At 64.7% G+C, this 13,553-nt stretch carries 9 protein-coding genes; 6 read left to right on the top strand and 3 right to left on the bottom strand.

Features of this window, described 5'->3' with window-relative positions; genetic code table 11:
• Nucleotides 1-4: 4 nt before the first annotated feature.
• The 4 genes from kdpB (at nucleotide 5) to ABID58_RS24545 (ending at nucleotide 6,286) form a co-directional block, all read left to right on the top strand.
• The gene (gene kdpB, locus ABID58_RS24560; protein ID WP_354035265.1) at nucleotides 5-2,119 is read left to right on the top strand and encodes a potassium-transporting ATPase subunit KdpB; all 2,115 of its coding nucleotides are present in this window, start codon (nucleotides 5-7) and stop codon (nucleotides 2,117-2,119) included.
• A gap of 111 nt (nucleotides 2,120-2,230) precedes the next feature.
• A complete protein-coding gene (locus tag ABID58_RS24555; protein WP_354035263.1) occupies nucleotides 2,231-2,836 on the top strand; it encodes a K(+)-transporting ATPase subunit C in 606 nt (201 codons plus the stop codon).
• 40 nt (nucleotides 2,837-2,876) lie between these two features.
• On the top strand, nucleotides 2,877-5,600 hold the full coding sequence (locus tag ABID58_RS24550) for a DUF4118 domain-containing protein (RefSeq protein WP_354035261.1): 2,724 nt from the start codon (nucleotides 2,877-2,879) through the stop codon (nucleotides 5,598-5,600).
• A complete protein-coding gene (locus ABID58_RS24545; RefSeq protein ID WP_354035259.1) occupies nucleotides 5,597-6,286 on the top strand; it encodes a response regulator in 690 nt (229 codons plus the stop codon). Before ABID58_RS24550 ends, ABID58_RS24545 begins: the two co-directional genes overlap by 4 nt.
• Nucleotides 6,287-6,332: 46 nt before the next feature.
• Here ABID58_RS24545 and ku read toward each other — a convergent pair whose 3' ends face one another.
• Nucleotides 6,333-7,217, bottom strand: a complete 885-nt coding sequence (ku, locus tag ABID58_RS24540) for a non-homologous end joining protein Ku (protein WP_354035257.1) — start codon at nucleotides 7,215-7,217, stop codon at nucleotides 6,333-6,335.
• Nucleotides 7,218-7,336: 119 nt separating this feature from the next.
• Here ku and ligD point away from each other — a divergent pair, with 119 nt between their 5' ends.
• Entirely contained in the window at nucleotides 7,337-10,006 is a 2,670-nt protein-coding gene (gene ligD / locus ABID58_RS24535; RefSeq protein ID WP_354035255.1) for a DNA ligase D, read from the top strand.
• A gap of 96 nt (nucleotides 10,007-10,102) precedes the next feature.
• Here the strand turns inward: ligD and ABID58_RS24530 are convergent, their stop codons facing one another.
• Nucleotides 10,103-10,267 carry a DUF3309 family protein gene (locus tag ABID58_RS24530; protein WP_084292022.1) on the bottom strand — a complete coding sequence of 55 codons (165 nt, stop codon included), beginning with the start codon at nucleotides 10,265-10,267 and terminating at the stop codon, nucleotides 10,103-10,105.
• Between the two features lie 181 nt (nucleotides 10,268-10,448).
• Here ABID58_RS24530 and ABID58_RS24525 point away from each other — a divergent pair, with 181 nt between their 5' ends.
• On the top strand, nucleotides 10,449-10,766 hold the full coding sequence (locus ABID58_RS24525) for a polyhydroxyalkanoic acid system family protein (RefSeq protein ID WP_354035253.1): 318 nt from the start codon (nucleotides 10,449-10,451) through the stop codon (nucleotides 10,764-10,766).
• Between the two features lie 3 nt (nucleotides 10,767-10,769).
• Here the strand turns inward: ABID58_RS24525 and treY are convergent, their stop codons facing one another.
• Nucleotides 10,770-13,553 carry a malto-oligosyltrehalose synthase gene (gene treY, locus ABID58_RS24520; protein ID WP_354035251.1) on the bottom strand — a complete coding sequence of 928 codons (2,784 nt, stop codon included), beginning with the start codon at nucleotides 13,551-13,553 and terminating at the stop codon, nucleotides 10,770-10,772.

Here is a 13,553-nt window from a genome sequence, read left to right as displayed (position 1 = left end):
CTCCGTGGACACCATGAAACTGCAAAAACGCGCCTCCGTCTCGGCAATGCTCGATCCCAGGATCGTCGTGCCCGCGATCCGGGCATCCTTCGGCAAGCTCGACCCGCGGCTGATGATCAAGAACCCCGTGATGTTCGTGGTCGAGATCGTGGCCGCGCTCACCACGGTGATTTTTCTGCGCGACCTCGTCACAGGTGGCGCCAATCTCGGCTTCACCTTCCAGATCATCCTCTGGCTCTGGTTCACGGTGCTGTTCGCGAATTTTGCTGAAGCCGTCGCCGAAGGCCGCGGCAAGGCGCAGGCCGATTCGCTGCGCAAGACCCGCACCGAAAGCCAGGCCAAGCTCATGACCGGCGCGGGCCGGGATTTCAAGCTCGTGCCGGGCACGGGCCTGAAGGTCGGCGACATCGTGCTGGTCGAGGCGGGCGACACCATTCCCTCCGACGGCGAGGTGATCGAGGGCGTCGCATCCGTCAACGAAGCTGCCATCACCGGCGAATCCGCGCCCGTGATCCGCGAGTCCGGCGGTGACCGCTCGGCGGTGACCGGCGGCACCCAAGTGCTGTCCGACTGGATCCGCGTCCGCATCACGGCGGCGCAAGGCTCGACCTTCATCGACCGCATGATCAAGCTGGTCGAGGGCGCCGAGCGGGCAAAAACGCCGAACGAGATCGCGCTCAACATCCTGCTCGCCGGCCTCACCATCATCTTCGTGTTCGCCACCGTCACCATTCCGAGCTACGCGGCCTATGCCGGTGGCTCGATCTCGGTCGTCGTTCTGGTCGCGCTGTTCGTGACGCTGATCCCGACCACGATCGGTGCGCTGCTCTCGGCGATCGGTATCGCCGGCATGGACCGCCTGGTCCGTTTCAACGTGCTGGCGATGTCCGGCCGCGCGGTCGAGGCCGCCGGCGACGTCGATACGCTGCTGCTCGACAAGACCGGCACCATCACGCTCGGCAACCGCCAGGCGACCGCGTTTCGTCCCGTGCGCGGCGTCAGCGAGCAGGAACTGGCGGATGCTGCCCAGCTCGCCTCGCTCGCCGACGAAACGCCGGAAGGCCGATCCATCGTCGTGCTGGCCAAGGAGAAGTATGGCATCCGCGGCCGCGAGATGGCGGAGCTTGGTGCCACCTTCATCCCGTTCACGGCGCAGACCCGCATGAGCGGCGTCGATGCCGGCGGATCGTCGGTGCGGAAGGGCGCGGTCGACGCGATGCTGAACTATGTCGGCGGCGGCGCGCCGCTGGCTGTTGCCTCCGGCAACACGGCGCGCGCCATTCAGCCCGCCGGTCTCTCGGATATCGGTCGCGAGATCCAGACTATCGCGGACGAAATCTCGAAAGCCGGTGGTACGCCGCTGGCCGTGGCCAGGGACGGCAGGCTGCTCGGCGTCGTCCAGCTCAAGGACATCGTCAAGGGCGGTATCCGGGAGCGCTTTGCCGAGCTGCGCCGCATGGGAATCCGGACCGTCATGATCACCGGCGACAACCCGATGACGGCGGCCGCGATCGCGGCGGAAGCCGGCGTCGACGACTTCCTGGCGCAGGCTACGCCCGAGGACAAGCTCAAGCTGATCCGCGACGAGCAGGCCAAGGGCAAGCTGGTGGCCATGTGCGGCGACGGCACCAACGATGCGCCCGCGCTGGCGCAGGCCGACGTCGGTGTCGCCATGAATACCGGCACGCAGGCCGCGCGCGAGGCCGGCAACATGGTCGACCTCGACTCCAATCCGACCAAGCTGATCGAGGTGGTCGAAATCGGCAAGCAGCTGTTGATGACGCGCGGTGCGCTGACGACCTTCTCGATCGCCAACGACGTCGCAAAATATTTTGCGATCATCCCGGCGATGTTCTTGGCCTTCTACCCGCAGCTCAACGTGCTCAACGTCATGAACCTCTCGAGCCCGCAGAGCGCCATCCTGTCGGCGATCATCTTCAACGCGCTTGTCATCATCGGGTTGATCCCGCTGGCGCTGAAGGGTGTCGCCTATCGCGCGGTCGGTGCCGGCGCGCTGCTTCGCCGCAACCTGCTGATCTACGGTCTCGGCGGCATCGTGATTCCCTTCATCGGCATCAAGGCGATCGACCTCGTCGTTGTCGCTTTGCACCTGGCATAACCCCCGTCATTGCGAGGAGCGAAGCGACGAAGCAATCCAGACTGCTTCCAAGGAAAGATTCTTGATTGCCTCCGCTTCGTTCGCAATGACGAATAAAATTAGGAGATACATATGCTCAGAGAAATCCGCCCCGCCATCACCCTCCTGCTGGTGCTGACCGCCATCACGGGCCTGGCCTATCCGCTCGCCATGACCGGCATTGCCGGCGCGGTCTTTCCGTCACAGGCGCAAGGCAGCCTGATCGAGCAGGACGGCAAGGTGGTCGGCTCCGCCCTGATCGGTCAGGAGTTCAAGGACGAGAAATATTTCCACGGTCGTCCCTCGGCGACGCTGGCGCCGGACCCGACTGATTCGACCAAGACCGTCTCGGCGCTCTACAACGCCGCCAACTCGGGCGGCTCCAACCTTGGCCCGACCAGCAAGGCGCTGGCCGACCGGCTGAAAGAGGACGTGGACAGGTTGAAAGCCGAGAACCCGAATGCCGCCGTGCCGGTCGATCTGGTCACGACCTCGGCCAGCGGGCTCGACCCGGACATCTCGCCGGAAGCGGCGCAATTCCAGGTGCCGCGCGTGGCCAAGGTGCGGAATATGCCGGAGGAACAGCTTAGGCAGATCGTTGCTTCAAACACCCGGGGCCGTCTGCTCGGCCTGCTCGGCGAACCCGGGGTTAACGTTCTTGCCTTGAACCTCGCACTGGATCGTGCGTCCGCGAAGTAGCGGTCTAGGCTGGGGATGCCCGGATGATTATATTAGCCTAATGGTTCAGCAGCGCCGCGATCCCGAACAACGTCCGTCTCCCGAGGCGCTGCTGGAAGCCGCGCGGCGGGAGGAGGGCGCGAGCGGCAAGCTGAAGATCTTCGTCGGGGCCGCTCCCGGCGTCGGCAAGACCTACGAGATGCTGCAGAGCGCCCATGCCAGGCGCAAGGGCGGCATCGATGTCGTGGTCGGATTCGTCGAGACCCATGGCCGCGCCGAGACCGAGGCGCTGGTGCGGGGGCTGGAAGTGATCCCGCGCAAGAAGCTCGATTACCGCGGCCAGATCGTCGAAGAGATGGACCTCGACGCCGTGATCGCGCGGCGCCCGAAGATCGCATTGGTCGACGAACTCGCCCACACCAACGCGCCCCTTTGCCGCCATCCCAAGCGCTATCTCGACGTCGAGGAGCTGCTTTCCCACGGCATCGACGTCTACACCGCTGTCAACATCCAGCACATCGAGAGCCTGAACGATGTCGTCGCCCAGATCACCCATGTGCGGGTGCGCGAGACCGTTCCGGATTCGATCTTCGACCGTGCCGATGCGATCGAGCTGATCGACCTCACGCCCGACGATTTGATCCAGCGCCTGCGTGAGGGCAAGGTCTACATCCCCAAGCAGGCCGAGCGGGCGCTGGAGCATTATTTCTCGCCGGGCAATCTGACCGCGCTGCGAGAGCTCGCGTTGCGGCGTACGGCGGAGCGGGTCGACGAGCAGCTGCTCACTCACATGCAGGCGAACGCCATCGCCGGCCCATGGGCCGTTGGCGAGCGCATCCTCGTCTGCGTCAGTGAGGACCCGCGCGCGGCGGGGCTCGTGCGCTACACCAAGCGGCTGGCTGACCGGCTGCACGCGCCGTTCACCGCGATCTCGATCGAGACGCGGCGGTCGCTCCAGCTCTCTGATGAGGAGCGCGACCGGCTCGCCGATACGCTACGGCTTGCCGAATCGCTGGGTGGCGAAGGCTTGACCATTCCAGCCGTTGGTCGGCGGATCGCCGACGACGTCATCAACTTCGCGCAAGGCAACAACGTCACCCAGATCGTGATCGGCAAGTCGACGCGCTCGCGCTGGTTCGAAATGACGCGCGGCTCTGTCGTGCATGATCTGGTCGGCCGCGCCGGCAATATCAGCGTTCACGTCATCCCCGGCAACGAGCTGCCGGACGAGGCGGCGCCCAAAACGGCGGTGCAGACCGCGGCGCGGTCGGAGCCGTTCAATCCGCGGCCCTATCTGAAGGCCCTCGGCATCGTGCTGGTCGGCCTCGGCGCCGCGGTGCTGCTGCAGCCGCGCTTCGGCATCGAGAACGTGGACCTCGTGCTGCTCACCGCCGTGGTGGCGGTCGCGGTGCGCTATGGCTTGTGGCCGTCGCTGCTCGCGAGCCTCGCAGCGTCGCTCGCCTACAATTTCTTCTTCCTGCCGCCGGTCTACACCTTCACCATCACGGATCCGACCAACGTCGCGGCGTTCTTCTTCTTCATGCTGATCGCGATCCTGGTGTCGAACGTCGCCGCGCGCGTGCGCACGCAGGCCGACACCGCGATCGGCCGCATCAGGACGACCGAGCAGCTCTACGCCTTCAGCCGCAAGCTCGCCGGCACCGCCACGCTCGACGACGTGCTGTGGGCGTCTGCCTATCAGATCGCGCTGATGCTGAAAGTGCGCGTCGTGCTGCTGCTGCCGGAGGAGGGTCTCTTAACGGTGAAATCCGGCTATCCGCCGGAGGACCAGCTCGACCAGGCCGATCTCGCCGCCGCCAACTGGGCCTGGAGCAACGACCGTCCCGCCGGCCGCGGTTCGGATACGTTGCCGGGCGCGAAGCGCCTGTTCCTGCCAATGCGCACCGGGCGCGGCCCGATCGGCGTCATCGGCATCGACAACGACCGCACCGGACCGCTGCTGACACCGGACCAGCGCCGGCTGCTGGACGCGCTGGTGGATCAGGGCGCGCTCGCGATCGAGCGCGTGCTGCTGGTCGAGGACATGGACCGGGTCAAGCGTACTGTTGAGTCCGAGCGGCTGCGCTCGGCGCTGTTGACGTCGATCTCGCACGATCTGAAGACGCCACTCGCCTCTGTGCTGGGCGCAGCGTCGACCATGCGCGATCTCGCCGGCGCGCTGTCCGACACCGAGAAGCGCGATCTGCTCGCCACCGTGATCGACGAGTCCGAACGGCTCAATCGCTTCATCGCCAATCTGCTCGACATGACCAAGCTCGAGTCCGGCGCCATCGTGCCTAACACGGCGCTGCACGATCTCGGCGAGATCGTCGGCAGCGCGCTGCGGCGGGCTTCAAAGATCCTGACCGCGCACAAGGTCGAGCTGGTTCTGGCCGCCGATCTGCCGATGCTTGAGCTCGACGCCGTGCTGTTCGAGCAGGTGCTGTTCAACCTGCTCGACAATGCCGCGAAATACTCGCCGCCAGAGACAACGATTGCGATCAAGAGCCGGCGCGAGCGCGATCAGGTGGCGCTGGAGATCGCCGACGAGGGCGCCGGCATCCCGTCCGACGAGCTCGAAAGCGTGTTCGACAAGTTCTATCGTGCGCAGAAGGGCGACCATGTCCGTCCCGGAACCGGGCTCGGGCTTGCCATCTCGCGCGGCTTTGTCGAGGCGATGCGCGGCACGGTCACGGCCGCCAACCGCAGTGACCGGAGCGGCGCGGTCCTCACCATCCGTCTGCCCGTTCCGGCACAGACCCACGCGTTGGATACCGCCGCATGAGCGCCGCCCAGATCAAGGTTCTAGTGATCGACGACGAGCCGCCGATCCGCAAATTGCTGCGGATGGGGCTTTCGACCCAGGGCTACGAGATCCTCGAGGCGTCGAACGGCAAGATCGCGCTGGAGAAGCTCACCGAAGAGCCCGCGCTGATCATCCTCGATCTCGGCCTGCCCGACATCCAGGGCCACGAGCTGCTGCGCACCATCCGCGCGCGCAATGAAGCCGTGCCGATCGTGGTGCTGTCGAGCCGCGGCGACGAAGCCGGCAAGGTGCAGGCGCTCGATCTCGGTGCCGATGATTATCTGACGAAGCCGTTCGGCATGGACGAGCTTTTGGCGCGCCTGCGTGCAGCCTTGCGCCACCAGCTTCAGGTGCAGGGCGAGCGCCCGATCTTCCGTTCCGGTGATCTCTCTGTTGATCTGGTTCGCCGCATCGTTAGGCTTGGCGAGCGCGACGTCAAACTCTCGCCGAAGGAATACGACCTTCTCCGCGTGCTGGTGCAGCACGCCGGCAAGGTGCTGACCCATCGCTTTCTGCTGAAAGAGCTCTGGGACGAGCTGACCGATGCGCAATATCTGCGCGTCTATGTCCGCCAGCTTCGCCAGAAGATCGAGGCGGATCCGGAGCGGCCGCAATATGTGCTGACCGAGACGGGGATCGGGTACCGGCTGAAGGCAGGGGATTAGGCTCCATCACCTCCCCACCACGAGGGGAAGATTGCGCGGCGGAGATCTACCCCGCCTTCCTGTGCCGCGCCGTCATCCGCTGCGTTTTCCGCGTGGCCCTCTGTCGCCCCGTGGCGCGGCGCGCATGCGACCTCGCCGCCGCCTTCTTCCCGCCGCGCCCCTTCAGGCTCTGCTTCAGCGCATCCATCAGGCTGACGACGTTGCTCGGCCGTTCCTCGGGCTCGGGCATCGCGATCTTCTTGCCGCTGGCCTTGCGCTTGACCAGCGCTTTCAGCGCGGTCTCGTACTCGTCCTTGAACTTGCTCGGGTCGAAATGCGCCGCCTTGGTGTGGAGGATGTGCCCGGCGAGCTCGACCATGTCCTTGGAGATCTTCGGGCTCCTGATGTCGTCGAAGAACTGGTCCTCGTCGCGCAGCTCGTAAGGGAAGCGCAGCGTGGTGCCGAGCAGGCCCTTGCCGAGCGGCTCGATCGCGATGATGTGCTCGCGGTTGGTGAGCACGATCTTGGCGAGTGCCACGCGGTCCTGGTCCTTCATGGCGTCGCGGATCACGGCAAAGGCATCCACCGCAGCCTTGCCTTCGGGCGCGATGTAATAGGGATGGTTGAGATAGCGCTGGTCGATCTCCTCGCTCGGCACGAAGCTTTCGATGTCGATGGTGTGATTGCTCTCGATCTGGACCGCCTCGAGCTCCTCAGGCTCGATCTCGACAGATTTGCCCTTGCGCAGCTCGTAGCCGCGGCCCTTCTGGTCGCTCTCGACGACATCGCCGGTCTCGGAATCAACCATCTGCTGCTTGAGCCGGTTGCCGGTCTCGCGGTTGATCATGTGAAACCGCGTCTTCTCGGCCGCCGTGGTCGCGGGGTAGAGCGCGACCGGGCAGCTGACCAGCGACAGTTTCAACGTTCCCTTCCAATAGGCACGGGGCGCCATTTCCATTCTCCAGCGTTCTCAATGCGTTTTGGAACCCCAACCGCCCCGTGGGGTTTTGGTTCCGGGTGTGACTTTGGCCGTGATAGGCTTCAACGCAATTAGAGAATGCGGGACCGGTCGTGCTGCGAAAACTCTCCACCTACCGACAGAAACGCGATTTCGAGAAGACGCCGGAGCCCTCCGGCGAGTCGGCGGTCGCGCCGTCCAACCAGCGGCGCTTCGTGATTCAGAAGCATGATGCGACCCGGCTGCATTACGACTTCCGCCTCGAATTCGACGGCGTCTTCAAGTCCTGGGCGGTGACCAAGGGCCCCTCGCTCGATCCGCACGACAAGCGGCTCGCTGTCGAGGTCGAGGACCATCCGCTCGACTATGGCGATTTCGAGGGGACCATTCCCGAAGGCCAGTATGGCGGCGGCACGGTGATGCTGTGGGACCGCGGCACCTGGGAATCCGATGATCCCGAAGCCGGCTTCAAAAAGGGCGACCTCAAGTTCACCCTCCGTGGCGAGAAGCTGCATGGCAGCTGGGTGCTGGTGCGGATGCGACACGATCGCAGCGGCGGCAAGCGAACCAACTGGCTGCTGATCAAGCACCGCGACGAATATGCCAGCGAGGATGAGGATATTCTGAGCGAGGACAAGTCCGTCGCGTCCGGCCGCGCTATGGAGCAGATCGCCGGCGGCAGGGGCCGCGCGCCAAAGCCGTTCATGCTGGCAAAGGGGGCCAAGGGCAAGGCCGATGCGGTCTGGCAGTCCAACCGCGCCGAGGAGACCAAAGGGCGGACCATTAAGCCGGCGCCGCGCGCGGCCTTGAAGAGCGTCAAAACCTCGAAAAAGAAGGCGACGACTGCGACCGCGCCCAAGAAGGTCTCGGAGATGCCAGACTTCGTGGCGCCGCAGCTCTGCACTCCGGTCGAGCGGCCGCCGCCGGCAGACGGCTGGTGCCACGAGATCAAGTTCGACGGCTACCGCGTGCAGCTTCGCGTCGAGGACGGCGAAGCGACGCTGAAGACGCGCAAGGGCCTCGACTGGACCGACAAGTTCGCTTCGATTGCGAAGGAGGCCAGTGCACTGCCGGACGCGCTGATCGACGGCGAGATCGTCGCGCTCGACCACAACGGTGCGCCGAATTTTTCATCGCTCCAGGCCGCACTGTCCGACGGGAGGACGGAGGACCTGATCTTCTTCGCATTCGACCTCCTGTTTGCCGAGGGCCTCGATTACCGCCGTCTGCCACTCGGGGAGCGCAAGGATCGCCTCAAGGCACTCCTCGAAGCACGCAAGAAGAAATCCAGCCAGATCCGCTATGTCGAGCATTTCGAAAGCGGCGGAGACGCGGTGCTGCAATCGGCCTGCAAGCTCGAGCTCGAAGGCGTGGTCTCGAAGAAGCTCGATGCGCCTTACCGGTCGGGTCGTACCGAGAGCTGGACCAAGGCCAAATGCCGCGCCGGGCATGAGGTCGTGATCGGCGGCTGGAAGACGACCGCCGGGAAATTCCGATCGCTCATGGCGGGCGTCTATCGCGGCGATCACCTTGCCTTTGTTGGCATAGTCGGCACCGGCTTTGGCGCCGACAAGGTCAAGCGCATCATGCCGTTCTTGAAGGAGGCTGCGTCGAACGAAAACCCGTTCGGCGGCAAGAACGCGCCCAAGAAGACCCGCGACGTGCATTGGCTGAAGCCGGAGCTGGTGGCCGAGATCGAGTTCGCTGGCTTCACGGCCGACGGCAATATTCGCCAGGCCGCGTTCAAGGGCTTGCGGCAGGACAAGCCGGCTGAGGAGGTCGAGGCGGAAACGCCTGCGGATACCGAACTCGCGAAGCCTTCCGCCAGGAAGCGCGCTGTGCCGAAGACGGGCAAGCAATCGAAGGGCGCTGCCACCGCCGAGGTGATGGGCGTCGTCATCTCGAAGCCGGAGAAGGAGCTATGGCCGGACGGCGGCGACGCCGAGGGCGTCACAAAGCTCGATCTTGCGCGCTATTTCGAGGCCGTCGGCGGCTGGATGATCGAACATCTCAAGGGCCGCCCCTGCTCGATTCTGCGTGCGCCGGACGGAATCGGCGGTGAAAAATTCTTCCAGCGGCATGCGATGCAGGGCACCTCGAACCTGCTCGAGCTCGCAAAAGTCTCCGGCGATCGTAAGCCATACCTGCAGATCGACCGCGTCGAGGGGCTTGCCGCGGTCGCGCAGATCGGCGGCGTCGAGCTGCATCCCTGGAATTGCGCGCCCGACGCCTATGACACGCCGGGCCGGTTGGTGTTCGATCTCGATCCTGCACCGGACGTCAAATTTGCCGATGTCGTCGAAGCGGCAAAGGCGATGCGCCAGCGGCTGGCCGATGTCGGCATGGAGAGCTTTTGCAAGACCACTGGCGGCAAGGGCCTCCACGTCGTGGTGCCGCTGCTCCATGGCGCGCGCGACAAGGTGAGCTGGAAGGAAGCCAAGGCGTTCGCACAAGGCATCTGCCAGTGGATGGCCGATGACGATCCCGAGCGCTATCTGCTCAACATGTCGAAGAAGCTGCGCAACGGGAAGATTTTCCTGGACTATCTGCGCAACGATCGCATGTCCACCGCGGTGGGGCCACTGTCACCGCGTGCCCGCGATGGCGCGACCGTGTCGATGCCGGTCACCTGGGCGCAGGTGAAGGGCGATCTCGATCCGAAGAAATTCACGGTGAGAACCGTGCCCGCCTTGTTGTCGCGTTCGAAAGCCTGGAGCGGCTACGACGAAGCGGCTACGTCGATCAAGGCGGCGGTGAAGAAGCTGGCGGGGAAAATGAAGTAGGGTGGGCAAAGCGAAGCGTCCCCACCATCCTTTTTGTCTTGCAACGAAGAGGTGGGCACGGCGCGTTGCGACTTTGCCCACCCTACGAGATATCGACTAGATCCGCCCCAACAGCAGGAGGATCAGCAGGATGATGATGACGAGCCCAAGGCCGCCGCCGCCGTAATAGCCAGTGCCGTAGAACGGCCCACCGCCGATGCCGCTGAAGCCACCGAGCAGCGCGATGACCAAAATGATCAGAATGATCGTACCAATAGACATGCTAGTCTCCTCCAGCCCTTTGTTGAAAGGGTCGTTGCAACCTGTCCCGTTGTTCGGAGCCAACTTGCCGCAGGTTTTAAAGTTCCGGATTTGAAACGGGTCGACAGCTCCCAACTTGCATGGAACCTTTGACCGTCCGACCGGCATGACTATGTGAGGATCAGCCAGCACAGGCAGGGCCATGTCAGCACCGCTTGTCGTTTCCATTCCGCATCGCCTCGGTCGCGAGGAAGCGGTGCATCGGCTCAAGACCGGGCTCGGCCGCGCCGCGGCGAGCAATCCCGTGATGCAGGTCGAGGAGGAGCGCTGGAGCGGCGACACTCTGGCCTTTCGCATTCGCGCGCTCGGGCAGATTGCGACGGGCCAAGTCGATGTCGCCGACGATCACGTCAAGGTCGAGGTGGTGCTGCCGTGGCTGCTGCAGCGCTTCGCCGAGATGGCGCAGGCGACTATCCGCAAGCGTGGACAATTGCTGCTGACCAAGGACGAGAGAAAATAGGCGTCAGGCGCGGACGCGCTGTCTCGGAGGCCTGATGGCGCTTGCTGCGCGGGTTTCGATGACCGCAGCTGGAAAGTCGCGAAAGGCCTGCGCCAGCGGCAGTTCGTTGCCCGCAAGGCCCGACGCGGTATAGCCGCTGATGTCGACGGTGGCGTCAAACCCTTCGAGTGTGGGCCATTCCCGCCCGGCTTGCGTGAAGGGTGCGAACTGGCGTGCGACCACGACGACCGCGGCAGCGCGGCCGCGGCGACGGGCAAAGGCGATGACATGGTCCGCGTGTGCGCCACGGACATCGAGCGGCTGATAGTCGCCCTGCGCGAAGACGTCGGCGAGTTCATTGCGCAGCTTGAGGAGATGCCGCGTCCAGGCGAGCTTGAGCTGTCCGTCCAGCCAGCTCTTGATCAGTCCACTCCAGTCCAGCGTTTCCAACGAACCTAGCGCCGCTTGCCGCAAGGCAAAATCCACCGGGCGGCGGTTGTCGGGGTCGACCAGCGACAGGTCCCAGTATTCGGTGCCCTGGTAGAAATCGGGCACGCCCGGCAGCGTCGCCTTCAGCGTGAGTTGGCTCAGCGAATTCAGCGCACCGAGCAGCGCGACGCGGCGGGCGAGGGTCTGCATCGCCTCCAGGAATTCGCCTGACAGCGTGGGATCGAGGATTTTCTCGATGAAGCTCTTTACGCCGCTCTCATACGCCTCATGCGGATTGAGCCAGCTCGTCTCTTCCTTGCCCTCGCGTGCGGCCTTTAACGCATAGGCCTGGATGCGCTCGAGGAAACTGGCATCCCTTTCCTCGAGCGGCCAGGCGCCGAGCAGGGTCTGGTAAAGCATATATTCGAACGTCGCCGATGGCGCGCGCAGATTGCCGTGGAGCGCGAGGTGCGGTGCGTTCAGCACCTTCCAGCGCGAAACCGCGCTGGTCCATTCGCCCGGAATTTCGCTGAGCGCCGCGATCCGCGCACGCGCATCCTCGCCGCGCTTGGTATCGTGGGTCGCGGTCGCCGTCATCCCTTGCGGCCATTCCCTGGCGCGGGCCCGCATGGCCTCGTGGAAGGTGGAAATGCTGAGGCCTTTGCTTGCGGGATCGCCGCCGACCTCGTTCAGCGCCAGCAGCCGGTGGAATTGATAGAAAGCCGTGTCCTCCAGCGATTTCGCCATCATCGGCCCGGTGAACTGCTGCACCTTCAGCGCAAAACGGCGCACGCGCGGGGCGCTGTGCGGCGGGCGGCCGGGCTTGAGCAGGTCCATGGTGAGCGCATCGCGCAGGAAGTCGAAAATGCCTTCGTCCGCGGCGAACCATTCGGCGCGGGCGCGCGCGATGGTGTCGTCGATCAGTTTTCGGTCGAGCGCCGTCGGGCCGCTATGCGTCAGGTAAGTGCGATAGACCGGGAAGTGCAGCACATACAATTCCAGCGCCTGCCGCAAGCTGTCGGCGGAAAAGTCGCGGGTCGAGTAGTGACCATTGGCGATGCGCGCGAGCAGCCGGGCCAGCACGGTAAATTCGCTGGTCAGCAGTGTCTCCAGCACGCGCCGCTTGGCGTCCTTGACATAGGGCGCGAGTCGCGGCGGCCGGTTGCTGATCTGCCGCCAGGTCTCGTCCAGCGCCTCCAGCCCCTTGGCGTCGACCAGCACCTGGGTGATGGAGTTCATCCACTCATAGCCGGTGGTGCCCTGGACGCCGGCGAAATGCGGCAGTCGCTCGTGTTCGCACAGGATCTTTTCGATCACCGTGTAGAACGGCTTTGTGTTGCCTTGCGCGTCGCGCACCAGCCGGCGCAGCCGCTGGCAATATTGCGCGGGATCGCGCAGGCCATCGATATGGTCGAGGCGGATGCCCTGTAGCTTGTCGTCGGCAACGAGCTGCTTCACCAGCCGGTGCGTGGCCGCGAAGGTGCTCGCGTCCTCGACGCGCAGGCCGGCGAGCCCGTTGACGTCGAAGAAGCGGCGATAATTGATGTCGCTCGACGCAAGGCGCCAATGGCCGAGCTTGTAGTTCTGCCGCTCCAGCAGATGATGCAGCGCCAGCGTTTGCGCCGGGCGATCTTTTGCCGAGCGATAGGCGGCGAGGCCGTGCGCGATGATGTCGGCGGCGCCGGCGATCTCTTTCAGTTCCGTCTTGAAGCCGGGAGCTTCCTTGCGGTTCGGCCGGCGCAGGCCGGTGTAGCGTGCGGCGAGCGAGAGCAGGCGTTTGCCGGCCTCGGTCTCGGCAGCGTCCGCCTCCTTCACGATCATCCGCAGCAGCTCGCCATAGCGCTCCGGCGCGATCGGCAGGCGATGCTCGAAATACCAGGCGGAAAAGCTGCCTTCCTCGGGATCATAGCGCAGCGCGATGTCGCCGCGCTCGAGCGCCTCACCATAGGATGAGCCAAGGATCGGCAGCAGCACGCCGCCACGGGCCCGGTGGGGCAGCAAATCCCAGTCGATATCGAAGGCGGCCGCGTGCGGCGAGGTCTGCCCCCATTCCAGCACGTCCAGCCACCAGGGATTGTCGGCAAAATGCACGCCGACATGGTTCGGCACGAAGTCGATGATGAGACCGAGATCGTGCTGCGCGAGCGCGTCGCTGAGGCGCGCAAAGCCAGCCTCGCCGCCGAGCTCTGGATTGAACTGGCTGTGATCGACGGTGTCGTAGCCGTGGGTCGAGCCCTTGCGCGCCTTCATGACCGGCGAGGCGTAGAGATGCGTGATCCCAAGCGCCTTCAGGTAAGGCACCACCGCCGCGGCCTTGTCGAAGTCGAAATCCGCAGTGAGCTGGAGCCGGTAAGTCGCGAGAGGAATCGCGGAGGGCAT

It is taken from the genome of Bradyrhizobium sp. S3.2.6, assembly GCF_040546885.1.
Lineage (GTDB): Bacteria > Pseudomonadota > Alphaproteobacteria > Rhizobiales > Xanthobacteraceae > Bradyrhizobium > Bradyrhizobium cytisi.
This window is presented reverse-complemented; position numbering and strand designations above follow the sequence as displayed.